This window comes from Haloarcula sp. JP-L23 (genome assembly GCF_011602445.1).
In the GTDB taxonomy this organism is placed as follows: domain Archaea; phylum Halobacteriota; class Halobacteria; order Halobacteriales; family Haloarculaceae; genus Haloarcula; species Haloarcula pellucida.
Window position 1 is genome coordinate 779103 of record NZ_CP050014.1, and the last position, 24308, is coordinate 803410.

30 protein-coding genes and 1 pseudogene are annotated in these 24308 nt (G+C 67.1%); 18 read left to right on the forward strand and 13 right to left on the reverse strand.

Features of this window, described 5'->3' with window-relative positions; translation table 11 throughout:
- Positions 1 to 50: 50 nt before the first annotated feature.
- Positions 51 to 911 carry a YkgJ family cysteine cluster protein gene (locus G9465_RS03820; RefSeq protein ID WP_166967676.1) on the reverse strand — a complete coding sequence of 287 codons (861 nt, stop codon included), beginning with the start codon at positions 909 to 911 and terminating at the stop codon, positions 51 to 53.
- A 66-nt stretch (positions 912 to 977) separates the two neighbouring features.
- Here G9465_RS03820 and G9465_RS03825 point away from each other — a divergent pair, with 66 nt between their 5' ends.
- Positions 978 to 1193, forward strand: coding sequence for a hypothetical protein (locus G9465_RS03825; RefSeq protein WP_166967678.1), 216 nt, complete (start codon positions 978 to 980; stop codon positions 1191 to 1193).
- A 113-nt stretch (positions 1194 to 1306) separates the two neighbouring features.
- On the opposite strand, the gene G9465_RS03830 is transcribed toward G9465_RS03825, so the two are convergent.
- On the reverse strand, positions 1307 to 1501 hold the full coding sequence (locus tag G9465_RS03830; RefSeq protein WP_166967680.1) for a cold-shock protein: 195 nt from the start codon (positions 1499 to 1501) through the stop codon (positions 1307 to 1309).
- A gap of 168 nt (positions 1502 to 1669) precedes the next feature.
- On the opposite strand from G9465_RS03830, the gene G9465_RS03835 reads away from it, so the two are divergent.
- Together G9465_RS03835 and G9465_RS03840 are read left to right on the forward strand one after the other, a co-directional pair.
- Positions 1670 to 3397 carry an ATP-dependent DNA helicase gene (locus tag G9465_RS03835; protein WP_166967682.1) on the forward strand — a complete coding sequence of 576 codons (1728 nt, stop codon included), beginning with the start codon at positions 1670 to 1672 and terminating at the stop codon, positions 3395 to 3397.
- Between the two features lie 175 nt (positions 3398 to 3572).
- The gene (locus tag G9465_RS03840) at positions 3573 to 4724 is read left to right on the forward strand and encodes a tubulin/FtsZ family protein (RefSeq protein ID WP_166967684.1); all 1152 of its coding nucleotides are present in this window, start codon (positions 3573 to 3575) and stop codon (positions 4722 to 4724) included.
- Here the strand turns inward: G9465_RS03840 and G9465_RS03845 are convergent.
- From G9465_RS03845 to G9465_RS03860, 4 genes and pseudogenes are all read right to left on the reverse strand, one after another.
- On the reverse strand, positions 4721 to 5617 hold the full coding sequence (locus G9465_RS03845) for a hypothetical protein (RefSeq protein ID WP_166967686.1): 897 nt from the start codon (positions 5615 to 5617) through the stop codon (positions 4721 to 4723). The two genes, G9465_RS03840 and G9465_RS03845, sit on opposite strands and share 4 nt — an antisense overlap.
- A 41-nt stretch (positions 5618 to 5658) precedes the next feature.
- A complete protein-coding gene (locus G9465_RS03850) occupies positions 5659 to 6696 on the reverse strand; it encodes a class I SAM-dependent methyltransferase family protein (RefSeq protein WP_166967688.1) in 1038 nt (345 codons plus the stop codon).
- Complete coding sequence (locus G9465_RS03855) at positions 6689 to 7819, reverse strand: 60S ribosomal export protein NMD3 (RefSeq protein WP_166967690.1); 1131 nt, start codon at positions 7817 to 7819, stop codon at positions 6689 to 6691. The genes G9465_RS03850 and G9465_RS03855 overlap by 8 nt, the downstream gene beginning before the upstream one ends.
- A gap of 64 nt (positions 7820 to 7883) precedes the next feature.
- Positions 7884 to 8775, reverse strand: a pseudogene (locus tag G9465_RS03860) (NAD-dependent epimerase/dehydratase family protein).
- A 123-nt stretch (positions 8776 to 8898) separates the two neighbouring features.
- Between G9465_RS03860 and htpX the strand changes: the two are divergent.
- The 4 genes from htpX to radA all read left to right on the forward strand — a co-directional run bounded on the left by htpX (position 8899) and on the right by radA (position 12243).
- Positions 8899 to 9783, forward strand: coding sequence for a zinc metalloprotease HtpX (gene htpX / locus G9465_RS03865; RefSeq protein WP_166967691.1), 885 nt, complete (start codon positions 8899 to 8901; stop codon positions 9781 to 9783).
- A gap of 200 nt (positions 9784 to 9983) precedes the next feature.
- Complete coding sequence (locus G9465_RS03870) at positions 9984 to 10601, forward strand: hypothetical protein (protein ID WP_166967692.1); 618 nt, start codon at positions 9984 to 9986, stop codon at positions 10599 to 10601.
- A 3-nt stretch (positions 10602 to 10604) separates the two neighbouring features.
- On the forward strand, positions 10605 to 11045 hold the full coding sequence (locus tag G9465_RS03875; protein WP_166967693.1) for a hypothetical protein: 441 nt from the start codon (positions 10605 to 10607) through the stop codon (positions 11043 to 11045).
- A gap of 151 nt (positions 11046 to 11196) precedes the next feature.
- The gene (gene radA, locus G9465_RS03880; protein ID WP_166967694.1) at positions 11197 to 12243 is read left to right on the forward strand and encodes a DNA repair and recombination protein RadA; all 1047 of its coding nucleotides are present in this window, start codon (positions 11197 to 11199) and stop codon (positions 12241 to 12243) included.
- Positions 12244 to 12630: 387 nt separating this feature from the next.
- Here radA and G9465_RS03885 read toward each other — a convergent pair whose 3' ends face one another.
- Both G9465_RS03885 and G9465_RS03890 read right to left on the reverse strand, forming a co-directional pair.
- Positions 12631 to 13683 carry an aldo/keto reductase gene (locus G9465_RS03885; RefSeq protein ID WP_166967695.1) on the reverse strand — a complete coding sequence of 351 codons (1053 nt, stop codon included), beginning with the start codon at positions 13681 to 13683 and terminating at the stop codon, positions 12631 to 12633.
- A 73-nt stretch (positions 13684 to 13756) separates the two neighbouring features.
- Entirely contained in the window at positions 13757 to 14770 is a 1014-nt protein-coding gene (locus G9465_RS03890) for a CPBP family intramembrane glutamic endopeptidase (RefSeq protein WP_166967696.1), read from the reverse strand.
- Between the two features lie 178 nt (positions 14771 to 14948).
- Here G9465_RS03890 and G9465_RS03895 point away from each other — a divergent pair, with 178 nt between their 5' ends.
- From G9465_RS03895 to G9465_RS03920, 6 genes are all read left to right on the forward strand, one after another.
- Complete coding sequence (locus tag G9465_RS03895) at positions 14949 to 15851, forward strand: acyltransferase (RefSeq protein WP_166967697.1); 903 nt, start codon at positions 14949 to 14951, stop codon at positions 15849 to 15851.
- Positions 15852 to 15945: 94 nt separating this feature from the next.
- Positions 15946 to 16194: a hypothetical protein gene (locus tag G9465_RS03900; RefSeq protein ID WP_166967698.1), complete on the forward strand. Its 249-nt coding sequence runs from the start codon at positions 15946 to 15948 to the stop codon at positions 16192 to 16194.
- Positions 16195 to 16224: 30 nt separating this feature from the next.
- On the forward strand, positions 16225 to 16932 hold the full coding sequence (locus tag G9465_RS03905; RefSeq protein ID WP_166967700.1) for a hypothetical protein: 708 nt from the start codon (positions 16225 to 16227) through the stop codon (positions 16930 to 16932).
- A gap of 632 nt (positions 16933 to 17564) precedes the next feature.
- A complete protein-coding gene (locus G9465_RS03910) occupies positions 17565 to 18251 on the forward strand; it encodes an ATPase domain-containing protein (protein WP_166967702.1) in 687 nt (228 codons plus the stop codon).
- Entirely contained in the window at positions 18248 to 18658 is a 411-nt protein-coding gene (locus G9465_RS03915) for a hypothetical protein (protein WP_166967704.1), read from the forward strand. The genes G9465_RS03910 and G9465_RS03915 overlap by 4 nt, the downstream gene beginning before the upstream one ends.
- Positions 18659 to 18706: 48 nt before the next feature.
- Positions 18707 to 18946 carry a CopG family transcriptional regulator gene (locus G9465_RS03920; RefSeq protein WP_166967706.1) on the forward strand — a complete coding sequence of 80 codons (240 nt, stop codon included), beginning with the start codon at positions 18707 to 18709 and terminating at the stop codon, positions 18944 to 18946.
- A gap of 68 nt (positions 18947 to 19014) precedes the next feature.
- On the opposite strand, the gene G9465_RS03925 is transcribed toward G9465_RS03920, so the two are convergent.
- Entirely contained in the window at positions 19015 to 19302 is a 288-nt protein-coding gene (locus G9465_RS03925; protein WP_166967708.1) for a DUF2795 domain-containing protein, read from the reverse strand.
- Between the two features lie 146 nt (positions 19303 to 19448).
- On the opposite strand from G9465_RS03925, the gene G9465_RS03930 reads away from it, so the two are divergent.
- The 5 genes from G9465_RS03930 to G9465_RS03950 all read left to right on the forward strand — a co-directional run bounded on the left by G9465_RS03930 (position 19449) and on the right by G9465_RS03950 (position 21772).
- Positions 19449 to 20222 carry a PHP domain-containing protein gene (locus tag G9465_RS03930; protein ID WP_166967710.1) on the forward strand — a complete coding sequence of 258 codons (774 nt, stop codon included), beginning with the start codon at positions 19449 to 19451 and terminating at the stop codon, positions 20220 to 20222.
- Positions 20223 to 20276: 54 nt separating this feature from the next.
- A complete protein-coding gene (locus tag G9465_RS03935) occupies positions 20277 to 20441 on the forward strand; it encodes a DUF6757 family protein (RefSeq protein WP_166967712.1) in 165 nt (54 codons plus the stop codon).
- A 98-nt stretch (positions 20442 to 20539) separates the two neighbouring features.
- A complete protein-coding gene (locus G9465_RS03940) occupies positions 20540 to 21007 on the forward strand; it encodes a cupin domain-containing protein (protein ID WP_166967714.1) in 468 nt (155 codons plus the stop codon).
- A gap of 32 nt (positions 21008 to 21039) precedes the next feature.
- Positions 21040 to 21180, forward strand: coding sequence for a hypothetical protein (locus tag G9465_RS03945; RefSeq protein WP_166967716.1), 141 nt, complete (start codon positions 21040 to 21042; stop codon positions 21178 to 21180).
- Positions 21181 to 21280: 100 nt separating this feature from the next.
- Entirely contained in the window at positions 21281 to 21772 is a 492-nt protein-coding gene (locus G9465_RS03950) for an HPP family protein (RefSeq protein WP_227015702.1), read from the forward strand.
- On the opposite strand, the gene G9465_RS03955 is transcribed toward G9465_RS03950, so the two are convergent.
- The 4 genes from G9465_RS03955 to G9465_RS03970 are packed head-to-tail and all read right to left on the reverse strand — an operon-like array spanning position 21769 to position 24278.
- Entirely contained in the window at positions 21769 to 22482 is a 714-nt protein-coding gene (locus G9465_RS03955) for a type 1 glutamine amidotransferase (RefSeq protein ID WP_166967718.1), read from the reverse strand. The genes G9465_RS03950 and G9465_RS03955 overlap by 4 nt on opposite strands.
- 59 nt (positions 22483 to 22541) lie before the next feature.
- Entirely contained in the window at positions 22542 to 22979 is a 438-nt protein-coding gene (locus tag G9465_RS03960; RefSeq protein ID WP_166967720.1) for a DUF2085 domain-containing protein, read from the reverse strand.
- Between the two features lie 10 nt (positions 22980 to 22989).
- Complete coding sequence (locus G9465_RS03965) at positions 22990 to 23475, reverse strand: zinc-ribbon domain and TM2 domain-containing protein (RefSeq protein WP_227015704.1); 486 nt, start codon at positions 23473 to 23475, stop codon at positions 22990 to 22992.
- A 26-nt stretch (positions 23476 to 23501) separates the two neighbouring features.
- Positions 23502 to 24278, reverse strand: a complete 777-nt coding sequence (locus G9465_RS03970; protein ID WP_166967722.1) for an alpha/beta fold hydrolase — start codon at positions 24276 to 24278, stop codon at positions 23502 to 23504.
- Positions 24279 to 24308 lie beyond the last annotated feature (30 nt).

Sequence of the window (24308 nt, forward strand, 5' to 3'; positions counted from 1 at the left end):
CCCCTGTCGTGTGGCCAGTTCACCCGGCGGGCTCTCACCCGGCCGCCCGCTCACCACCCGGGCGTCGGCGGTGCGCCGTCGTCGTCTTCGACTCGGTGGGCGATGTCGGGGTCGGGCGCACTCGCACCGAACCCACCGGCCCTTTCGGTCCACCGCTCGATGGCTCGGCCGGCCCACGAACTGGCGTTCGAGACCGCCTCAAGCGCCTGTTCGTACCGCTCGTCGTTGACGACGAGCGTCCCCGGACTGGACGCGGCGGCGACGGCGACGAACTCGGCCCGGTCTTCGGCGGTGAGGTCGTCGTCGCGGAATCGCCTGACCGTACCCGCGACGCGCTCTGGCTCGGGGTGGGCGAACACGCGCTCACCGACGGCACCCGGCCCGAACAGCGGCGTCACGTCCGGCGGGTCGTCGTCGAGCAAGCGGCGACCGCCGTGGACGGACTCGACGCGCTCACACTCCGTCTCGGTCTCTAAGAGCAGGTTCTCGCCGGGGTAGGTACTGCAGGCGTGGGGGTACAGGTCGCTGTCGTGGATGCGACACTGCAGCGTCGTCGGGTCCAGAAACACGCAGGCCCGGAGCCACGTCGACGGCCGGTCGAACGGCGCGACGGGTTTCGGTGGCTTGCGCAGGCCCACGAAGAAGACGGGCCGGTCGTCGATGGCGGCCACGTCGACGCCGTCGAGCGTGACGCTCCGGTCGTCGTCCTCGGCCCGCCACAGGCGCGGACGCAGGGCGTCGCCGTACCCCGCGTCGACGAATCCGCGCACCTCTTCGCGGGAGAGCGGCACGAGGTTGTAGGTGTCGTCCAGCGGTTCGAACGGCCCGCGGCGCTCGTGGTCGATGTCGCGGCCGGTGAGCGGGCGCCAGTCGATGCAACACCCGGCGCAGCCTTCGCAGTCGACCTCCATACCGTGGTGTTCGATACCGCGCAGCAAAAAGAAAAGGTCCTTACCGCCGTCCTCGGTAGAGAACCTATGGCATCACAGCCCTGTGACGGCTGTGGCGAGCGCGTCTCGATAGGTGGCGGTATCGCCAACATCTGGACACAGGAGAGCAGACCGACCGAAGGCATCGTCCTCGAACTCGGCGACGGCACCGAACACTTCCTCTGTTACGACTGTATCGACAGGCTTCCGGACGACGCCGAGGTGACTGCCGAGGACGTGGCTGCGCTCTCCGAGAAGTCGTAAGTCGCCGTCGCTCGCTGTCGGTCGTTGTCGTCGGCGGCGCGACGCTGCCGCTCTGGATGTAGTGTTCGATAAAACGCGTCAGATATGGTCGCTAACGCGACCGGAAATCTGCGTTAGTTGCGGACGACGTTCGTCGCGCGGGGGCCCTTGTCGGCCTGTTCGATGTCGAATTCGATCTCCTCGCCTTCTTCGAGGTCCGGGCCGCCAACGTCTTCCATGTGGAAGAAAACGTCTTCGTCCGCGTCCTCAGTCGAGATGAAACCGTAACCGCCTGTGTCGTTGAAGAAATCAACCTTACCGTTTGCCATTGCAAACAAACATACAGGGGGTATATGTATAAGACTTCCGAGGGTACCACTACCACGACCGTGTGGGTGTGAACACGCACCACTCCGTCGATGGGGCGGGACCCGCCGCCCGTCGCCGCCGGCACCTGACAGGAAAGGTTTACCCCCACCGGTGCGTTGCGTTCTCGCGTGTACCCGGCGCGGATCCACGACGAGTTCCCCGCTCCGAGCTACCGCGGTAACCAGAAAGGCGCCCTCTCGGACATCCGCGCGGCCTTCGAGAGCGGGAAAGACGTCGTCCTCGTGCGAGCGCCGACGGGGAGCGGGAAGTCCCTGCTCGCCCGGGCTATCGCGGGATGTGCCCGTACCGCGGGGGAGGCCGCCGCCGAACAGGTCGTCGACGCCTACTACACGACGCCACAGGTGTCGCAACTCGACGACGTGGCCGAGGACGACCTGTTAGAGGACCTCTGTGTCATCCGCGGGAAGAACAACTACGACTGCATCCTCCCCGGGGAGACGGACACGCCGGTCAATCAGGCCCCCTGCGTGCGCGAACGCGAGTTCGACTGTCAGGTCAAACACCGCTGTCCGTACTTCTCTGACCGCGCCATCGCCTCGAACCGCCGCATCGCCGCGATGACGCTCGCGTACTTCATGCAGACGGCCGGGAGCGACGTGTTCGGTAAACGCGACGTGGTCGTCGTCGACGAGGCCCACGGACTGGGCGAGTGGGCGGAGATGTACGCCACCATCGACCTCTCGCCCGAGACCATCCCGATGTGGTCGGACCTCGACGTGCCGAACCTCGACGGACTGGACGAGGCCGTCGCCTTCGCCGAGCGACTCGAACACCTCACCGAGCGCCGCGTGAAGGAACTGCGGGGCAACGCCGAACTCACGCCCGACGAGGTGGCCGAGCGCGACTCGCTGAACAAACTCCGGAGCGACCTCTCGTGGTTTCAGGAGGACTACCGCGACCCCGAGAGCGCGACGACGTGGGTGGTCGACCAACCGGACGGCGAGGGCGCGCCAGTCACCATCAAGCCGATGAACCCCGAGCGGTACCTGAAACACACCGTCTGGGACCGGGGCAACAAGTTCGCCCTCCTCTCGGCGACGATTCTGAACAAGGACGCCTTCTGTGCCAACGTCGGGTTGGACCCCGACGACGTCGCCCTCGTCGAGGTGGGCCACACCTTCCCCGTCGAGAACCGCCCGCTGTACGACGTCACGCAGGGGAAGATGACCTACGACCACCGCGACGACACCCTGCCGAAGGTGGCCCGGAAAATCGTCCGCATCATGGCCCAGCACCCCGACGAGAAGGGCCTGATTCACTGTCACTCCTACGCGATACAGGAGCAGTTGGACGACCTGCTGACCGAGTTCGGCGTCGGCCCCCGAGTTCGGAGCCACGACAAGGCAGACCGGGACGGCGCGCTGTCGGCGTGGAAACGGAGCGACAACCCCGACGTGTTCCTCTCGGTGAAGATGGAGGAGGCACTGGACTTAGAGGGGGACCTCTGTCGCTGGCAGGTCCTCTGTAAGGCCCCCTACCCGAACACGCGGGATTCGCGGGTCGCCCGGCGACTGGAGGACGGGCAGTGGGGCTGGTACTACCGGACGGCACTCAGAACGGTGATTCAGGCCTGCGGACGCGTCGTGCGGGCACCCGACGACTACGGCGCGACGTACCTCGCCGACACGTCGCTACTGGACCTGTTCGAACGCGCCCGTCACGACATGCCCGACTGGTTCGACGAACAGGTCGTGCGGATGTCCGAACCGGAGTTGCCCGACTTCGCGCCGGACCGGGCGCTTTCGAGCGTCAGTGCGAGCGCGAAACGCCGGCACGACCGCTCTCGCTCGCGGTCGGGCGGCGGCAGTCACCCCCTCTCGGACGTGTGGGACTAGAAGAACGCGAACGCGAGTCCGTAGACGACGGCCGACCCGACCATCAGGAAGGCCAGAAAGACCGCCATCACCTGTTGTCTGTCCATACACGCCGTTCGGCTGACGACTAATTAGGCGTTACGACGGGCCACGGAGGCGTGCATACTGTTAAGGCGACCCTACCGTACAATCAGGCATGCGTCTCGCACTCATCGGGGTCGGTCAGGCTGGTGGCAAGGTCACGGACGCCTTTCTGGAGTACGCCGACCGGACGGACAGCGACGTCGTCGTCGACGCGCTGGCGGTCAACACCGCCAAAGCGGACCTGCTGGGCCTCCAGCGGGTCCCAGTCGGCAACCGCCTGCTCATCGGTACCGACCGCGTGAAGGGCCACGGCGTCGGCGCCGACAACGAACTGGGCGCCGAAATCGCCCAAGCCGACAGCGAGGAGGTGCTGGACGCCGTCGCCGACATCCCGACCCACGAGGTGGACGCGTTCATGCTCGTCGCCGGCCTCGGCGGCGGCACCGGGTCCGGCGTCGCGCCGTACCTCGCGAAGGAACTCGGCCGGCGGTACGAGGAACCGGTCTACGGGCTGGGACTGCTCCCCGCGAAAGACGAGGGCGGCATCTACATGCTCAACGCCGCCCGGTCGTTCATGACCTTCGTCCGCGAGGTGGACAACCTCGTCGTCTACGACAACGAGACGATGAGCGGCGCCGGGGACAGCCTCGCCAGCGGGTTCGCGCGGGCCAACGAGCAACTCGCTCGCCGCTTCGGCGTCCTCCTCGCCGCCGGCGAGACCGACGGCCGCGTGGTCCCCGAGCAGGTGGTCGACGCCAGCGAGATAATCAACACACTCGCCTGTGGCGGGGTCTCTTCGTTCGGTTACGCGGCCTCGCCCGTCGAGCGCAAGCGCGGGTTCTTCGGCGGCAAGAAGGCCGCCGACGCCTCCGACGCGACGCCACGCATCCTCTCGACGGTCCGGCAGGCCACGCTGGGTCGGCTCTCGCTGCCCTGCGAGATAACGAGCGCCGAGCGCGCACTCGTCGTCGTCGCCGGGCCGCCGGAGCTACTGAGCCGGCAGGGCGTCGAGAAGGCCCGCAACTGGCTGGAGGAAGCGACGGGGACGATGGAGGTCCGGGGCGGGGACTTCCCGGTCCCGGACGCCGACGAGGTGGCCGCCGCGGTGGTCCTCTCGGGTGTCAGCGACGTCCCGCGCGTCAAGGAACTGCAGGGCATCGCCATCGAGACCCAGCAGTCGATGCGCGAGTTGAGCGATAGCTCGGAGACGAAGCTCGCGGACCTGCTGTCGGTCACCGACGGGGACCTCGAACCGCTCTTCTAACCCCTCATCTCCTCCGGGTAGCGGACGTCGGCCCACCAGTCCGCGCCGTCGTAGCGCAGGAGCCACGTCCCGTCGTACTCGGTCACCTCGACGGCGACGTCGTCGTGGTCGCGGAACCGTTCGACGAGCGCCGTGAACGCTTCTGACGGCGGGTCCTCGGACTCGGCCTCGCCGCCTTTCGCCTCGTCGAGGATGGCCCGCTGGTCGGCGGGCAGGGCACCGAACGAGAACCGGAACCGCTCGCGAGCGATGGCGGCCAATCCGGGCGCGTCCTCGGCGAGCAATTCAGCCCGGTAGTGGTAGTCGGCGACAGTCACCTCTCGGCTGCCCCGGACGGCGACCCCGAACGTCGCCCCGTCCCGGGTGACGCCGTCGTACTCGGGTTCTGGGACGACGACCGACTCGGCAGCCTCGGCATCCGTGTAGCGCACGCCGGCGCCGAGCGTCTCGCCCGGGTCCCGCGCCGTGTCGGAGTCGAAGATGCGGTCGAGTTTCTCCCGGTCGACGGCGGGGAGGTCGGCGTATGCGACCGTCCGCTCTGGTGTCGGGTCCGGGTCGAACGTCGACTCGACGCCGTACTGCATCCGGGTCCGCTCGTTCGTCGCCTCGTAGTCGACGGCGTAGTACGACCCCTCGTACGCGATGGGCCACGTCGGGTCGAACGGCGGGCGGGTGTCGGTTACCGTCGCTCGCTCGGCGTCGTCTTCGATGGCGCCGACGGAGAGGTCACGGTACGAGTCGGCGAGGTCGCCGGTGGGAATCGCCCACCGGTCGGCGAGTGCGGCGTCGTCGCTCACGTCGGTCAGGCGGATGGACCCACGAGGGTCCGAACAGCCAGCGAGGGGGAGGGTCGCGCCGACGGCGACGGCAGCGAGGAACTGGCGGCGTCGCATACCCGAAGCTGTCGGACGGGTAGTGAATAGTTTGTGGTCGGTTATTGGACGCGAGCGTCGACGACGACGTGGGCGACGCCCTCGCTGTAGCCCTTCACGCGCCGGGTGTCCAGTATCTCGACCGAGCGGCCGGCGTCGGCCGCGGCGGCCTCCAGCCGTTCGATAGGGCGTTCGAAGACGAGCGCTTCGGGCGTCGCCTCGTGCATGTGGAGGACGCCGCCGGGTGCCAGCGCGTCGAGCGCGCTGTCGAGGTACTCGTGGGCCTCGTAGTAGCCCATCATCACGCGGTCGGCGCGCTCTGTTCTCACAAACTCCGGGACGACGTCGCGGCAATCCGCTCGATACGGCTGAACGTGCCGGTCGACGCCGTTTTGCATCACGTTCTCGACCAGATACCGGAACGCCGTCGGATTGCGCTCGACGGCCGTGACGCTCGCGCCAGCGCGGGCCATCGGGAGCGTGAAGTAGCCGATGCCGGCGAACATGTCGAGGACGCGCTCGCCTGCTTCGACTGCGTCGCCCATCCGCGCTCGCTCGGCCTTGTTCCCCGGCGAGAACATGACTTCGGCGAGGTCCAGTCCGTACCGGGTGCCGTGTTCGGTGTGGACCGTCTCGGTGTCGCCCTCCCCGGCGACGACGGTGACGTTCGGTTCGCGGTGGTCGCCGGAGATGCCGCCCCGGTCGAGCACCGTGTCGGCCTCGCCGTGGAGGGCGAGCAACGCCTGTCCGACCTCTTCGGGACGCGGGGCGTCGCCCACGTCGACGAGGACGACGGACCCGACGACGGCCCACGAGGACGGGGCGGCGTCGAGTTCGTCGTCGGTCCACCCCCGATGACGGAGGTGGTCTTCGAGGGTCCGCAGGCGTGGCTCGCCGACCTGCTGGACGATTTCGCGAACGTCGACCGTTTGCGGCGGAGCGGTCACGGGGACGGCGACGCCGTCGTCGTCCCACGAGCGGACGCTCCGGTCGGCGTCGTAGACGCCCTCGTCGGACAGCGCATCGATGACGGTCTGGGCGCGCGGTTTCGCCACGACGACGGCGAGGTGCTGGTCGGGGTCGGCGTCGTCCTCACGCATCGTCGTCGCCGTTCTCGGGCAGGACGTGAAGCCCCGCCTGACTCTTGAACACGGTCAGTTCGTCGGCGCCGGTGTCCAGGTAGTCGGGCCGCGGAATCGTCACGCTCTGGAAGGTGTCCGGGTCCAGCACCTGCACGGCGTTCTCGTCCTCGACGGCGACGAGCGTCGTCGTCTGGCCGTCCTCGCGGAAGCCCAACCGCTCGCCGTCGGGGGCCTCGCCCGCCTCGAAACTGGCCTCGTAGTGGTCGCCGGTCGCCAGTCGGACGCCCTTCAGGTTCCCCTGTATGGAGCGGACGAGGACTGGGCCGTCGCCGTCCTCGGGGTCGATTATCTCGCCCTGCTGGTAGCGGGGCAGGCGGACGGCGTAGGTCATCCGGTAGAGCTTCTGGCCGTCCTCGTCCTCGGTGATGAGGCGTTTCGAGTCCGAGTACGTCCCGCCGAGTTGGGCGGTGATGCGCTTGGCGATGCCCAGTCCCATCTGGTTCGTCGATATCTTCATGTTCAGCCCCTCCGGGACCTCCTTCGTCTCGGTGATGAACGCGTTGCGGTCGCCGGTCTCCTCCCGGTCGGCGACGTACTCCTCGGCGGTGGTCTTCGCCCGCTCGATCTCCTCCTCGGTCGGGTCACGTTCGTCGGCCCGCACCTGTACGACGCTGGCGAAGGAACCCCCGGCTATCTTCCCACAGCGCTCGCAGGTCTGTCGAGAGATGCTGACGGGGACGACGACCTCCTCGGTGACGGGCGTCTCGCGGACGACGCCGGAGAACTCGGCGTGCATCCGGATGTTGTTCTTGTCGACTTGCTCGGGGGCGACCTGCCACGCGATGGACTGGGCGTCGACGTGGATGCCCAGCGCCTCACTGACCTGTTCGACGGCGATATCCGTGTAGTCCTCGGCACCGACGTCCACCCAGCGGTTCCCCTTGTGGACCGCACCACACTGCGAACAGACGCGCACCTGTATCTTCTCGGGCGCGTCGACGAGGTCGAACTCCTCGAAGTAGCAGGCGTCACACAGTACGCGCTCGGAGTCCCGCTGTGCGCCCGGAAGGTCCGGGCGGTCCTCGGGGTGTGCCGCCATCTCGTCCCCGCAGCGCGGGCAGAAGGCTCCAGACCGGCTCATTGGTTCGGGATACTGGGCTCAAGCGGTTACGTATTGCGTTCCGCTCTGGCGCGAGTCTGCCCGCTCATTCCCCGAGCAGACTCGGTTCCGGCACGTCGGCGTCGGCCGCCTCGCGCCACGTGTGGTCGGTTCCCACTCTAGCAGGCCCTGCGCTTTCGCCGTCGAGAGCGCCGACTGCTCGCCGTCCAGTTCGCACCGCTCGGGGATGTCACCCCAGTGGTCCTCGACGAGGTCGGCGGTCGGTCGGCCGACGTAGTTGTCGGCGGCGGCCGCGTGGAAGGGCTCGTGGCCCCGAGGTCGGCGTCTAGCGCTGCTGCGACCAGCGAGGCCACGTCCCGCACGTCGACGTAGGACCAGCAGTTGCCCATCCCGCCGGCGAGGTCGCCCTCGGCCACGTCCCGACACGAATACTCGCCGGGGTATTGAATCCACGAGGGGCGAATCGAGGCCACGTCGACGCCGTCGCGCCGGACGACCATCTTCGCTATCTCTTCGCCGGCCACCTTCGAGGTGCCGTAGGGGTCCTCGGGGGCCATCGGGTGGTCCTCGTCTATCGGCAGATAGGCGGGCAGCGGCGTCTCCTCGGCGAACGCGAGGCCGTAGGCGCTCTCGGAGGAGGCCCAGACGATATCGGCACCGGCCCGGCCCGCCGCGTCGAGGACGTTGTACGCCCCAGAGACGTTCGTATCGAAGACGCGGGTCCCGGCGTGGCGCTCGGGGGCCGGAATCGCAGCCCAGTGGACGACGGCTGCGGGGTCGTACTCCGAGAGGAGGTCACGGACCTCCGCGCCGTCGGTCACGTCGACGGCTTTGAACTCGACGTGCTCTCGCTCGGCGACTTCCCAGCCCGGGTGGTCTAAGTCGACACAGACGACGTGGTAGTCGCCCGCGAGGTGGTCGCAAATCCAGCGTCCGGAGCGGCCGCGGCCGCCGGTGACGACGACTGTCTCGGTCATGGCCGACGTAATCGGTGGCGACACAAAGGCCTACGGGCGCCTGCAAACGCCGCTCCCCGACGCCCCATGACAGATGAACGCACGATGGCGGGGTTTTAGACCGTTCGTCGCATACCCCCGGACATGCAGTGGCAAACCGACTGGGGACTCCGTGGTCGGATGGCCCTGACGATGTTCCTGCTGTTCGGGCTCTACATCGTCTTCTTGGGCCTCCTCACGCTGTACTTCAAGGACAGATTGCTCCCCATCGTCCTCGTGATGGCGCTGTTCCTCGGCGCCCAGTTCTTCTTCAGCGACAAGCTCGCGCTGTACTCGATGGGGGCTCGCGAGGTCGAACCCGACGAGTACCCCGAACTCCACCGGATGGTCGACCGCCTCTCCCAGCAGGCCGACCTCCCCAAGCCGAAGGTGGCCGTCGCGGACTCGCGCACCCCCAACGCCTTCGCGACCGGCCGCTCGAAGAAGAGCGCGGCCGTCTGCGTGACGACCGGCCTCATGCGCATGCTCGACGACGAGGAACTGGAGGGCGTCGTCGCCCACGAACTCGCCCACGTCAAGAACCGAGACGTGATGGTGATGACCATCGCGTCGTTCCTCTCGACCATCGCCTTCCTCATCGTCCGCTGGGGGTGGCTGTTTACCGGCGGCCGCGACCGCGGCGGCCAGCAACAGGCCCCGATGTTCGTCGCCATCCTCGCCTCGCTGGTGGTGTGGATCCTGTCGTTCCTCCTGATTCGGACGCTCTCCCGGTACCGCGAGTTCGCCGCCGACCGCGGCGGGGCGTCTATCACCGGCAAGCCCTCGGCGCTGGCGACGGCGCTGATGAAGATAGACAGCGGGATGGAGAAGGTGCCCAAAGACGACCTGCGCGGCCAGTCGGAGATGAACGCGTTCTTCATCATCCCCATCCGCATCGGCTGGATCGGTCGCCTCTTTAGCACCCACCCCCCGACCGAGAAGCGCATCGACCGCCTCCGGGACATGGAACGCGAACTAGAGGGTCGCTAGAAATACATACTGCGCCTTCTGTAGCGCTGTTACCGCTAGTTACAGCCGGAACGCTCGGCCTCTTCCAGTCCCACCTCGACGGACGTTCCACGTACCGGGGCTTTCTGGCCGTTCAGAGACTCCTCGTTCCCGATGCCATCCTCGACTCACACCGCTACTCGCACGAAAACCGCCTTATCCCCGGCCCGCCTTGCTCCGGTATGGGACTGCTGGACGGACTCAAGAGCGTCCTCGGCGTGAAAGCCGAGGCCGACGCCACTCGCGACGCCGACCCCGAGGACCTCTTCGGGATGTCGACAGCGTTCATCACGATGGAGGCCGACCTCGGCTATACGCCCACCGGCGACGCCGCCCTCTGTTTCGGTGACGTGGACAGCACGGACTTTCAGGACGCCAAAGACGAGGTCGAGACCATCCTCGAAGCCGGGGAGGACGAGACGGGCACCGTCGCGGAGTTCACCGAGGACGCTCACGGCTACCAGTGGGTGGTCCTCCACGACGACGACTTCGAAGATTTGGTGACGTCCATCCACTTCGCCGCCGACACGCTCATCGAACGACGCTACGGGTCGCGGTTGCTGGCCGCCCTCTTCGGCTTCGAAGACGAGCGGACCGGCGACCCCGTCTACTGGGTGTACTCCTTCCGACGGGGGGCGTACTACCCGTTCGCGCCGGACCCCGACCGGGACCACGAGCGCAACACGACGGCGGAGTTCAAGTTAGAGAGCAACTTAGACGGCGAACTCACCGTCGAAGGGGACAAGGAGTTCTGGTACCCGCTGTGGCCCGACCGCGCCGGGGACCACCCGTGGGAGTAGCGCGTGGCTGACACCCCCGCCGTCTACGACCACTACCGACCGAGCGGGGCCGACTACCCCGACGGCGTCTACCGCGTCGTCGGCACCGACGACGACGGCGTAACGCTCCTGCGCGTGGCGGACGCCGACGGCCGCCGGCGGCACACGGGCGAGGTGGTCACCGTCCCGACCGCCGACCTCTCGGGGTTCGAGGCGACCGAGAACCCGGACGGGAACCGGTCGCGGCGGGCCGTCGTCCGCTCGTCGCTCGACGGCCTCTACTGGTCGGCCCGCGCCTTCGGCCAGACGCTCGCGGAACGCCCGCTCCTGTCGACAGCCGCGCTCGCACTCTTGCTCGCCGGCGAGTTCGGACGGGACGCGCTCTCGCTGTCCGGGCTGCAGGCCGGCGCACTCATCGTAGTCGGTGGTCTCGCGTTGGTCTACATCGGGAGCGGGCGTCTCTGACACCGTCGCAGCCGCGTCACTACCGGCCGGTTGCCCTCTTCCCTTCTAAACGTCCCGATACCGCTCTTCCCTGTCCCGCCGCCCTCCCACAGTTTCACTTTCACTCCGGTGTTAACGGGGGTTTATATGCCACCGGGCAAAACTCGTATCCATGTCCGCAAGCGAGGACCTCGAAGACCTGCCGGGCGTCGGTCCGGCCACAGCAGAGAAACTCAAAGAGAACGGTTTCGACTCCTATCAGGGGATCGCCGTCGCCTCTCCCGGCGAACTGTCGAACACGGCCGACATCGGCGAGTCCTCGGCCGCCGACATCATCAACGCCGCCCGTGACGCCGCCGACATCGGTGGGTTCGAGACCGGTGCGACGGTCCTCGAACGGCGCGAACAGATCGGGAAGCTCACGTGGGGCGTCGACGAGGTCGACGACCTCTTAGGCGGCGGCGTCGAGACCCAGTCCATCACCGAGGTGTACGGCGAGTTCGGGGCCGGCAAGTCGCAGGTGACCCACCAGCTAGCCGTCAACGTCCAGCTCCCGGCCGAACACGGCGGGCTGGAGGGCAGCGCCATCTTCATCGACTCCGAGGACACGTTCCGCCCCGAGCGTATCGAGCAGATGGTCGAAGGGCAGGACGACGAGGTACTTGAGGACACGATGGAACTCCACGGCGTCGCCGAGGAGGGCGAGGCCGACGCCGCCGACGAGGCGATGTTCGACGCTCTCGTCGAGTCCGTCCTCGATAAAATCCACGTCGCGAAGGCGTTCAACTCTAACCACCAGATTCTGCTCGCGGAGAAGGCCCAGGAGATAGCCAGCGAGACCCAAGAGGAAGAGTTCCCGGTCCGCCTGCTCGCCGTCGACTCGCTCACCGCGCACTTCCGCGCCGAGTACGTCGGCCGCGGCGAACTCGCAGAACGCCAGCAGAAACTCAACAAACACCTCCACGACCTGATGCGCGTCGGCGACCTGAACAACACCGCCGTCGTCGTCACGAATCAGGTCGCCTCGAACCCGGACTCCTTCTTCGGCGACCCGACTCAGCCCATCGGCGGCAACATCCTCGGCCACACCTCGACCTTCCGAATCTACCTCCGGAAGTCGAAGGGCGATAAGCGCATCGTCAAACTCGTCGACGCGCCGAACCTGCCCGACGGCGAGGGCGTCATGCGCGTCGAGGAAGGCGGCCTGATGAACGAGTAACGCGGCTCCGTCTTTCCCACGCTGTCTCTCCTCCTATTTCTCACCGCCTAGTGGTCGCTCCGGGACAGCGACGTTTCGCTCGTCCGAACTATGTGACGTGTCCCCGCGACCCCTTCGTTTCACCTCGAACCCGCTCCCGTCTGGCGTCTGTCGGGCGTCAGACGCACCGGAGTGAAAGTGAATCGAGGGACGGAGAACCGCCAGAGGGCGATACATCTCCTGTCGAAACCGAGGGGTTGTGAGAGAAAACCACACGACGACGGCGCGATTCCACACGTCATCGGGGGTTACGCTGTCATCTGCAGATTCTGGGACGTTCGCGCATCGCTGTCTGTCGCCAGCGCCGGCAAAAGGTGGTCGTCGGTCGTCCCGTCGTCGATACCGCCGTCAGTCGCCGGCCGATTTCATGCCGGTGTCTTTCAGGTCCTCGCCGCCCACCGAGGAGCGCAGGGCGTCCATCCCGTCGTCGCGGTCGATGCCGAAGTTGTCGGCGTACAGGTCCTGTACCCGCTCGAACTCCGCGTCGCTGAGCGACGGCGTGTCGGGGGCGGCGGCCCACTCGTCGATGTCGTCGGTGGTGCGGAACGTCGGCGTCACGGAGGCGACTTCGTCGTGAGCGAGGAGCCACTGGATGGGGGCCTGTCCCATCGTTCGCTCGCCGTCACGCTCTAAGAAGCGGATGGTCTCCAGTTTCTCCCACCCGGTCTCGTACCACTCGGTCGGTCGGTGCGCGCGGTGGTCGCCCTCGCCCAGTTCCGTCTCGGGGGTGACCTGCTCGTTCAGCAGGCCCGAGGAGTGCGGGACGCGCGCGACGATGGAGGTGTCTGCGTCCTGTTCGCGGATGGTGTCCACGAAGTGCCGGCCCGGCGTCTGCTCGAAGAGGTTGAACACGGTCTGAAGGACGTCGAACTCCTCGGCGACGGCGGCGTCACCTTCGGCGAGCCAGCCGATGGAGGGGCCGAGCGCCCACCCGATGGCGTCGACTTTCCCCTCCTCGCGGAGTTCGTCGAGCGTCTCCAGTACGTCTTCGTCCACCTCGTCGACGTTGGCGTTGTGGAGCATCAGCACCTCGACGTGGTCCATGTCGAGACGGTCGAGCGAGCGGTCGAGGGCCGTGCGAATCCACTCCGGCGTGACCTTCTTCGGCAGTTCGCCGTGGCCCGCCTGCGGGTTGTTGTAGAAGTCGTAGCCGACCTTCGTGGAGACGGTCACTTCGTCCCGGACCTCAGAAAGCGCCTCGCCGACGAGTTCCTCGCTGTCGCCGTGGCCGTAGACGTCGCCCGTGTCCACGAACGTGACGCCCCGGTCGACGGCGTGCTGGACCATCTCGATGGCGTCCTCGCGCGTCCGGTCGCCCCACCAGTCCGTGCCGACGACCCAGGCACCGAAGCCGACTTCCGAGACCTCGACGCCCGAATTCCCGAGGGTATCGTACTTCATAGTGACGTGTTGGGGGGCTCCGCACTTATCCGTCGTGGTTCACCACCGACAGCGAAGTCGACGCTCGCGTACACTACGTGTCTATCGAGCGCGTCCGAATCCGGAGGTCCGGCGTGGCGATGGCCTCCAGTATCTCGACCTCGCCGTACTCTCTGTGGACCCACCACGCCAGCGCCGCCGTCCCGACGACGAGCAGTGGGAGGGCAACGAGGCCGCCTTCGATACCGAACCGGCCACCGGTCACGACGGCCGGGCCGGTCGATTCGGTACTCAAAAGCGCGGCGCCGGTGTCGAGGCCGCTGACTGGGAAGTCCCACAGCGAGAGGGTGTAGTTCCACGCGACGTGGAAGCCACAGGCGATTGCGAGACGGCCGGTGAGGACGTAGCACGCGCCCAGCAGGATTCCGTAGAGCGTGATGTTCACCGTGCTGAGAAGCGAGGCGCTGGGGTTGGCAAAGTGGAGGAGGCCAAACAGCGCGCCCGTCACGGCGGTGGCGGCGACGACCGCACGCCACTTCCCGAGCGTGCCGGCCAGCCCTTCGGCGAGGTTCGTCAGGAGGTAGCCCCGCACGATGATCTCCTCCGCGGAGGCTTGCACGACGAAGAAGGGGACGAGCAGTGCGAGTCGAACCAGCGCGCCAGTGGTCCCGAACACGAAGCTATCGGTGGGGCTCGTCGACAGGACGCCCGTAACGGTGGTGAATCCGACGGCGACCTGTCCGGCCAGTGCGAGCGTCGGGAGGCCGAACCCGAGCGCGAGGCCGAACCCGGCGTCGCGCCACCACTGGCGGTCCGGGTCGAGACCGTAGTCGGCCAGCGTCCGTCGGTCCAGCAGGTAGCCGATGCCGAGACCACCGACCGAGAGCACGAGAAAGCCCCACGTCTGCTCGGCGATGGCGTAGAGGGCCGGTGTGAGTCCGGTCGTGCGCTCCGGAGCGGGAACGACTCCGAAGAGGGCGCCGAGGACGATGCCGACAAAGCCCGCGAGAAACGCCCAGACGATGAGTCGCCACGGCGTGCGCAACCGTCGCTCCGCGGGATTAATGAGGTACCCGCGTACTTCCATGATGAAGTCCGACCTGACCATGTCGGGGCGTCGGTCGGCGTCGGTTTATACTGTTGGCTCCCGACCGGACGACGGCGCGACCGTCAAACGGTGGCCCACGGCGACACTGGCGGTCCGGTCGGCCGCTGCTGACATCGGTGTCTCCCCGTCACCGACCGGTAAGGAAACCCCTATTGCCGGCCACGCCGTTCGACGCCGTATGACCAAGCGCCACGTGTCGTTACCACCGCTCGCCGAGGAGGGACTCAGAGCGTTCATCGACGAAGTCGACGAACGACTCTCGGGCGAGGAGGACACCTGCGACGTGGTCACTGACGTCCTTATCGACCTTCACGGGGACCGGGACGCCTACGAACGCTGGCAGTCCGGCGAGGACGTCTCACCTGCAGAACGGGTCCGTCTGCAGGGGTACGACCCGTGTAACACCACGCTGGAGAGCGAGTATTACGCCGAGAAAGACGAAGAGCGGTTCAAACGCTCGAAACACCTCCAGTGGCTCTGGCGACAGTTCGACGCGACACCGATGGCCGACAACGTCGAGTTCGCGCTTCGCTTTCGCCGGATGCTGGCCGACCACCTCTTCGAGTCCTGCGGAGAGAACTGCCGATTTTTCAAGGGCATCTCGTTTACCTACGGCCACAACATCGAGGTCGGTGACAACGTCGTCGTCCACGACGACGTCCACTTAGACGACCGCGGGAAACTCACTATCGGCGACCGGGTCTCCATCTCCGACGACACGCACATCTACAGCCACGACCACGACGTCGTCGACCAGACGCACGTCGACAACTACCACACCATCGTCGAGGACGACGTGCGCCTGACCTACGACTCGATGGTCCGGGCCGGGGTCCGAGTCGGCGAGAACGCTATCCTCGCCGCCAAATCCATCGCCGGCAGCGACATCCCCGCACACCACATCGCCGCGGGGACGCCCGCCAAGTCCATCGCCATCAAGGACGGGTGGGAGTCGGTGGCCGACCCGCTCGAAGACGCGAACGTCGACCGCCGCGAAGAGCGACGACTCGACTACGACCTCCCCGACGACATCGACCCGTTCGACGAGTTCCAGCGCGACCTCACGCCGCCGGACCGCTGAGCCCCCGCCTTCTGCGGCGGACGGGCGTCGCTGACAGTATCACTCCTGAAACTGTGGCCCGAACACGGAAGTAGCAGTTCGACAGAGAACGCCCATGGACACTTGGGTGTGGCTCATCGCGTACGTCGTCGGGTTCGGACTGCTACAGGTCCTGCTCTACCGGTACTTCCGGCGGAGCGACCCCTCACCCGAGACCACCGAGGGACGTGTCGACCGCCACGGCGGTCACGGGTCGCCGGGCACCGACGTACAGGGCGTCGTCCCCTGTGACCACTGCGGGACGGTCAACGAGGCCCACCGGATGGTCCGGTACTGCCGGTCCTGTACCGAGTCGCTTCGGTAGCCCTTTGTCCGCCCACAGCGACGTCCGGCTATGCGGAGCGTCGCCATCAACGTCGCGGCCAACACCAACGAACCCGGCTTTCGCGGCCCGTGCTACTCCGACGGGGGGTTCGAGTACATCCCGATTCCCGAGTCGAAACCGACCGCCGAACCGGTCCCGACCTACGCCGACCTCGATTTGGAGACGGACGTCGGTGGCGTCGCCGACCGGCCGGTCCACTTCGACCCCGAGTTTCCCGAGGCTGGCGGCGAGCGCTACACCTACGGCGACGAACACGGGGTGAAGGCCGGCCCGCTCTCGGAGCTCTCGGCCGGTGACTACCTCTTCTTCTACGCTACGCTGTCGACCAGCGGCGACGCCGACTGGGCGCCGCCGTCGTGGGGCGCCTTCCTCGTCGGACACTTCCGACTCGCCCGGGACGCCGTCACCGGCGAGCAGTACCGCTCGATGGCCGACGACGAACGGGCCGTCTTCGCCTCGAACGCCCACGTGAAACGCGCCGAGTTCGACGCCCGCGTCCTCGTACTGGGAAACCCCGCCGACTCGCGACTGTACGAGACGGTGGTGCCGCTGTCGGAACCGACCGGCGGGACGGACGCCAACTGGCTGGTCACCGAGCGCTCCTCCGACTCGGGGAAGGGGCCGTGGTGGCGTCGGCCGATGCGGTTCGACGAGTCGGGGACGGAGACGTTGCTGGACCTCGTCGACGACCCCCCGAGCGCTGTCGTCGATCGGTAACGACACCGGCGATACGTACGGGCTGAGAAACGGGAAAATAACTGCTGACCGATATGAAAGTCGCACACGCACTCGTGCTCGTACTGGTTCTCTGCAGCGGTTGTTCCGGATTTCTCGACGGCAGCGAGACAGCCGACGCTACCGAGACGCGGACGATAACTCCCTCCGAGCGGTTCGCTGTCGTCGACGAGTACAACGGCAGTTTCCGAGTGACGCTCAGGTCGGGCGAGGCCACACTGAATCAGACCTATGCTGCAACTCACAGCGGTACCTGGAGTATCCCGAGTTCGTCAGCAACGCTCTCGGTCCCGTCGACGCGTCCGTGCGACTGGCAAACGGCAACCGGTTCTCGACGCGGATATACCCCTACGAGGGGTACCGAGTGCGACTCACCGCCAACGGGACAATCGAGTCGAGTTTGACCGAGCTATAGTGCGGGTCCGATACGGCGACGCAGACCGTCCGTCTCTCCGAAGCTTCGCTGTTCCACGGCTCCCGCCGGTCGCCGTTTCGCTTCGAGACCCCTCACTTCGTTCGGGCCCTCGCTGTCGAGCGGTGAGTGCGGCGAGGGAGTTATCACCGGTGAAAACGGAGTACCAAGACATATGTCCAGACGCGCGCATGCTGGTGGTATGCGTATCTCTAGCGGTGTGCCCGGCTTCGACGAACTCGTACAGGGGGGGTTGCTCACCGACCGCCTGTACGTCGTCAGCGGGCCGCCGGGCAGCGGCAAGACGACCTTCTGCTCGCAGTTCATCACACAGGGAGCCAAAGAGGGCGAAAGCTGTCTCTACGTGACGATGCACGAGACGAAAACAGAACTGATGCAGGACATGTCCGGATACGACTTCGGCTTCGACCGGGCCATGCAGTCCGACGCCGTCCAGTTCCTCAACCTCGTCACGGAGAGCGGCAAACGGACCATCACGCAGTTCGGCACCGACGGCGGCCTGACCAACCGACTGGTCGCCTACATCGAGCAGAACGACATCCAGCGTGTGGTCATCGACTCGACGATGCTCCTCCAGCACTTCATGAACGACGTCGACAGCGAGATTACGGGCTTTCTCTCGGCGCTGAAACAGACCGAGGCGACGACGCTGCTCATCTCCGAGATGACCGACCCGTCTTCCTACAGCGACGAACACTACCTCGCCCACGGGGTCGTCTTCTTCCACAACTTCCTCGAAGGCGGGAGCATGACTCGCGGCGTGCAGGTCATCAAGATGCGCGGGACGGCCATCGACTGTGACATCCGTGAGATATCGTTCAGCGACCGCGGGTTGCAGGTCCACGCCGACACGAAGGTCGAAACATGAGCCGTTACGAGCGCGAGTTCGACGCCGACTGGGACACGCTCGGCAAGGACGAGGCCACCGACAGGGCCTACGCCATCGGCGTCGCCGAACGTCTCGGTGAGTACAACCGGGAGGAACTGGAGGCCATCTACGCCGAGATGGGCTCGGCGTACCACCGGAGCATGGTCGAACTCGCGTACGACGAGGGCCGCAACGAGGCCAAGGCGGCCGCCGAGAGCGGCACCGACAGCGCCGACGCCGTCTGGGCCGAACTGGTCGAAGGCGAGACGACGTTCGTCGAACCCGACGACGTGCCGACGGGCGGCCGCGACGGCCTCCCGAAGGCGCTGGAACCGACGGAACTGCTCGACCGGCAGTCCGTCGACAGCACCGAGGCCGTCGACCGGCCGGACTTTCTGGAGCGGTAGCGTACGTCCCCAACAAGGTTATAAGCCAGACCGGACAAGCCGCCGCGTATGAGCAAAATCAAAGTCGAGTTACCGGACCAGGTAGACTCCGATATCCAGCGTCTCGTCGAACAGGGCGAGTTCCTCAACCGCGACCAGGCCGTCGAAGACCTCCTCTCCCGAGGCATCTCGGCGTACAACACGACGACCGAGGAGTCCGAGACGACCATGGACGACGACATGTTCGGCCAGACGGCGGCCGAACAGCAGGACCCCGCTTTGCGGGACGACGACGAGTTCGGCTTCTGAACGGCGCTGTCGCTCGGCGGTGGCCGCGTGAAAAAGGTTGAGCTGGGGCCTGACTGGGCGGTGTGTCCTCAGAACGAGACTTCTTCGGGGCCGTCCTCGCCCATGCAGATGGGGTCGCGGTCCGAGTAGCCCTTCCGGCCGATGGCCTTACTGGAGACGCCGGCGTACGCGGTCAGTCGCGCGTCTTCGGCCGTCTCGAACGTCTCCGGCGCCGAGCGACTGAGCGCGTCGCGCAGCGTCTCGGTGCCGTTTGGCAACTCCAGTGTCATGTCGCCTTCGGCCTCGATGAGTTCTTCGGTGGTCATGGGGTAGTCGTACGCTTCGAACGCCTCTGCCGCGTTGGACATCATTCGCATACGACGGGAAAGTGCATGGTAGATAATAAACCTTCACTATTGATAATGTTAATACACCTTAGTGCGTTTAAGGTACACGCGAGAAACGCTCACACGACGCACGACTCGGTAGGAAGTGGCTTGTCGCTGGCGCCGGACCGGGCCGTATGGTCGTCGCGGATCTCCACGTCCACACGACACGTTCCGACGGGTCGCTCACTCTCCCGACGCTCCCCGACGCCGCCGACCGCGCCGGTGTCGACGTCGTCGCCGTCACCGACCACGACCGGGTCCATCCGTCCCTCGATGGCCCACTGACGACCCGGGACGACCTCACCGTCGTCCACGGCATCGAACTCCGCGTCGAGGCCGACGACCAGCGACTGGACCTGCTGGGATACGGCCTCGATCCGACCGCGGAACTCCGCGAGGAGTGTGACCGCATCCAGCAGAACCGCCGCGAACGCGGTATGCGTATCATCGAGTGCGTCGAGGACCGCCTCGACGTCTCGCTTCCGGTCGAACCCCGTGCGGGGCTGGGTCGCCCGCACATCGCACGGGCCATCGCCGACGTCTCCGAGTACGGCTATCAGGAGGCCTTCGAGGAACTCATCGGCGACGACTGTCCGTGTTTCGTCGCCCGCGAGGTCCCCTCGTTCGAACGCGGACGGCGGCTGCTCGCGGCGGCCTGTGGGCTCGTGGGCCTCGCCCACCCGTTCCGGTATCCGGACACCGAGGGCGCGTTAGCCCGCTGTGCCCGCCTCGACGCCGTCGAGCGGTGGTACCCCTACGACCGGGCCGTCGACACCGAACTCGTCGAGGACGCCATCGCACGGTACGACCTCGTCCCGACCGGGGGGAGCGACGCCCACGACGAGACGCTGGGGCGGGCCGGCCTCGACGCGGCGGCGTGGGAGCGCGTCCGGGCCGAAATCGTCTGACGGCTGGCAGACGGAAACCGAGGGTTCAATGCGGTACAGTCCCAAGTCAGTCGTATGCAGTGTCACTACTGCGACCGCGACGCGGACATCGCTGTCGAGAGCGACGGCGTCAAGGTCGGGGTCTGCAAGACGCACTTCCGTGAGCAGATGGCCGAACTCGAGAACGCCGACTGGCTCGACGAACTCGACGAGGAACTCGACATCGACCGTCGGGAGTAAGCTGTCGCCCTCGCAGTACGGATCCGGCGGCGTCGACCCCGCGAGACGGGACGTTCGGCCCGGACCAACGTTTTATCGCTCCCTGCACAGACCCGACCATGGAACGGGTCAGTCTCGACGACCTCGACGACCGGATGGGGCCCGCTACGGTCAAGCGTGCCCTCTCGACGGCGCTCTCGACCACGGAACTCGCGCTGAACTACTACGAGCTAGCGCCCGGTGAGACGTTCGGACTCGGGTATCACCGCCACCCCGAGCAGGAGGAGGTGTTCTACGTCCAGTCGGGAACCGCCACCTTCGAGACAGAAGACGGCGACGTCACCGTCGGCGCCGGCGAGGCAATCCACTTTGCGCCCGGCGAGTGGCAACTCGGGCACAACGGCGGCGACGAACGCGTCGTCGCGCTGGCGATGGGCGCGCCCAAAGACGCGAGCGAGACGGAGATGGTCCGCCACTGCGAGGACTGCGGTGAGCGGACCACACAGCGCGTCGCACTGAGCGACGACCGCGACGCGCTCCTGACGTTCTGTACAGTGTGTGACGCCCAGACCGGCCGGTTCATCTAGACTTACGTATCGGGCCGTCGACGCTGTGGCCGATGCTCTCCATCGGCCAGAAACTCGTCGCCCTGATTACCCTCGTGTTGCTCGTCACCGTCGTCGCCGTGTTCTCACCGGTGTTCGCGCTCGTCACGCTGTTCGTCGCCGTCCCGCTGGCTATCGCGATTCTCCGGCGGTAGCGTCGGTACGGCGTCACCGCCGTGATTGGCCGCTCGGCCGAACGAGCGGCCCGTAGCGGAACGTCACCGTTTTGTCCGGCCACGGGGACGTACGGCCACCGTGGTCGAACCGTACACCCGCCGCGCGTGGATCCGACAGGGCATCCGGGTCGGAGCGCTGCTGTCGGCGCTGGGCGCCGTCGTCTGGCTCAGCGGCCTCCCGTTCCTCTTTCCCAGTCTCGGCCCGACGGCGTATCTCTTTGCGACGCGGCCGGCCGCCCCGGAGTCGTCGGCCCGTCGCGTACTGGGCGGGCACGCGGTCGGCGTCCTCGCCGGTCTCCTCGCGTACCACGTCGTCGCCGGCGGCGTCGTCATCACCGCGTCGATGGGGGCCGCGACGCTCGGCACGCTCCGTCTGGCGGCAAGCGGCGTCGTCGCCGTCGCGCTGACCACGGCGGGGATGCTCCTCACCGACACCGGTCACGCGCCGGCCTGTGCGACGACGCTCATCGTCGGTCTCGGCATCCTCTCCTCGCCGTTACAGGCCGGTATCATCGTCGTCGCTGTCGCCGTACTGGTCACAGAACAGGAACTGCTGACCCGACTGGGCTAGTCGTCGCTGGCGACGCGGGCCGCGTCGCCCTCCGCCGTCCGCCGGGTTCGTACGTAGTCCGTGAAGTTGTCGAACACCTGCTTGGCCTCACAGGCCGCCCGGTAGTTCTCCTCGGTGATACCGTCTAACACCCGCTGGATGCGCTCGTCGGGGAGGTCTTTCCCCTTCGTCACTGTCTCCGCCGTCACGGGGTCGTACTCTGGGTGGAACTGCACCGCGAACACGTCGCCCTTCCGGAAGCCGTGGACGCCGTAGTCGTTTTCGGCGAACAGTTGGGCGCCCGGCGGGAGCTCCGCGACGTGGTCCGAGTGGGTCGTAAAGGCGGTGAACTCGTCGTCGACGCCCGAGAGGAGCGGGTTCTCCCCGTCGTGTTCGACGGTCCGGTAGCCGATTTCGTACTCCGGCATCGCCTCCACCCGGCCGCCCAGCGCGTGGGCGAGCAACTGGTGGCCGAAACAGACGCCCAGGAACGGCAACCCTCGGTCGACGGCCTCGCCGACCCACGCTTCGAGGTCGGCAATCCACGGCTCGTCCCAGTAGACGGAGGCTCGCGAGCCAGTGAGCAGACAGCCGTCGAACGCGAAGGTGTCGGGCAGTTCGCGTTCGGTCACGTCGTACTCCACGAGGTCGGCGTCGAGTTCCCGCCGGAAGTTCCGGCGGTTGTCCTCGCCGTCGTGGGCCGCGTTCAGCAGGGCGATGCGCAGACTCATCGGTTCTAGGGAACGGTCGGACCACCAAAAATGCCTGCATCCACGGCAGGAACTGCCGTTCACTCGGACGTCAGCCACAGGCCGGCCGCCGCCAGCGCGCCGTATCCGACGGCAATCGCCAGCAGGGCCGGTCGCCACGTGGTCAGGACCCACGGGAGCGCGAGGCCGTACGCCACGCCGAGCAGTCCGCCCGTCGCCGTCCTGACGGCGTTCGTCCCGCGTCGCTCGGTGACCGTCGTCACTGCCCAGTCGACGAGCGCGGGGAGCGGTCCGAACGCGACGACCGGGAGCCACGCTCCGCGGCCGACACCGAGCAGAAAGACGCCGACCCCGAGCGCGATACCGGGGTAGATGCCCGAACAGCGGGCACAGAGGTGGAGCGTCCGTCCACCGACTGAGAGCCGGTGACAGCGATGCCGATCCGCGGGGATGTGATGCGAGAGGAGGTACGGGAGCGTCGCAGCCAATCCGCGACGGAGTTCGCGACGGCGGTCCACGCTCGCCGCCTCACTCGCCGCCGTACTGGCGCTGAAACTCTTCGTCGGTCTTCGTGAGGTAGATGATACCCTCGATGACGCCGACGAGCGCCGGGATGAAGGTCCACGAGAAACAGAGGTAGAGGACCCCCAAACCGACGTTCCCGAGGTAGAAGTGGTGGATGCCGAGGCCACCCAGCAGAATGGCGAAGATGCCCGCCGTGACGCGGTCCACGTCGCGGCCGTCGCCCGACTCACCCGCGTCGACGTCGCTCTGTCGGGCGCCACAGTCCGGGCAGTACGCCGCGCCCGCGGCGATTTCGGTCCCGCAGGCGTGGCAGTACTTCGAGTCGTCGAGTCGCTCCCCTGTTTCGGGGTCGTACTCGGCCATCGAGGCGGCGTTCTCCGTCTCGCCGGTCGCTTCGCGCTTCTCGGGTTCGGAGCCGGTCGCTCCCTCGTCCGGCGTCTCGTCCGCCGGGTCCTCGTCGTCGGAGGAGGCGTCGTCGGAAGGGGACATATCTACCGCAATCGACGGCGCACGGGTTAAACCTCGTGGTCGGTGTGCTCGTCGAGGAACGCTGTCAGACGGTCGGTGACCGCCCGTGCGTGTTCGACGTAACAGCAGTGCCGTCCCTCGACGGCCTCGCCGGTCCCACGGGGCAGGTCGTCCGCGAGTGACTCCGCCGCCTCGACGGGCACGACGGGGTCTTCGACGCCGTAGTACACCTCCGTCGGTTGGGTCACCTCGTACAGCGGCGGGGCCTCGAACCCGGTCGCCGCCGCGGCCTGTGCCGCGAACGCCTCGCCCGTCGCGTCGTCGACCCGCCGCCACGCGGTGACGCGCTCGACGAGGTCGGGGTCGGCCTCGCGCAACGCCGGGGAGAACGCGCCGTCGAGGGACGCCTCGGTACCGTGTTCCAGCGAGAGCGACCGGAGCGCGTCGGCGTCGACGGCGTCGCCCGACGCCGCCGTACAGTACAGCGTCAGCGTCCGCGCCCGGTTGTACTCGTGGGCATAGCGGAGCGCTATCATGCCACCGAGGCCGGCCCCGACGAGGTGTGCGCTACCGACGCCGTGGTCGGCGAGGACGGCTTCGAGGTCGGCCGCCAGCGTCGGCACGTCGTACGGGCCGGCGGGGGCGTCGGAGTCGCCCGTGCCGCGCAGGTCCCAGACGACCGTCTCGTAGGGGCCGGCCAGTGCGTCGTAGTGCCACCCCCAGAGCCACGCGCCGTACCCCACGTCGCCGACGAAGACGACGGTCGGTCCGTCGCCGTCGGTCTCGTAGTGTAGCGACACGCCGCGGTTCGTTGCAGTCGGCATCACCCGGCGGTTCGTCCGGCCCGCCGGTGG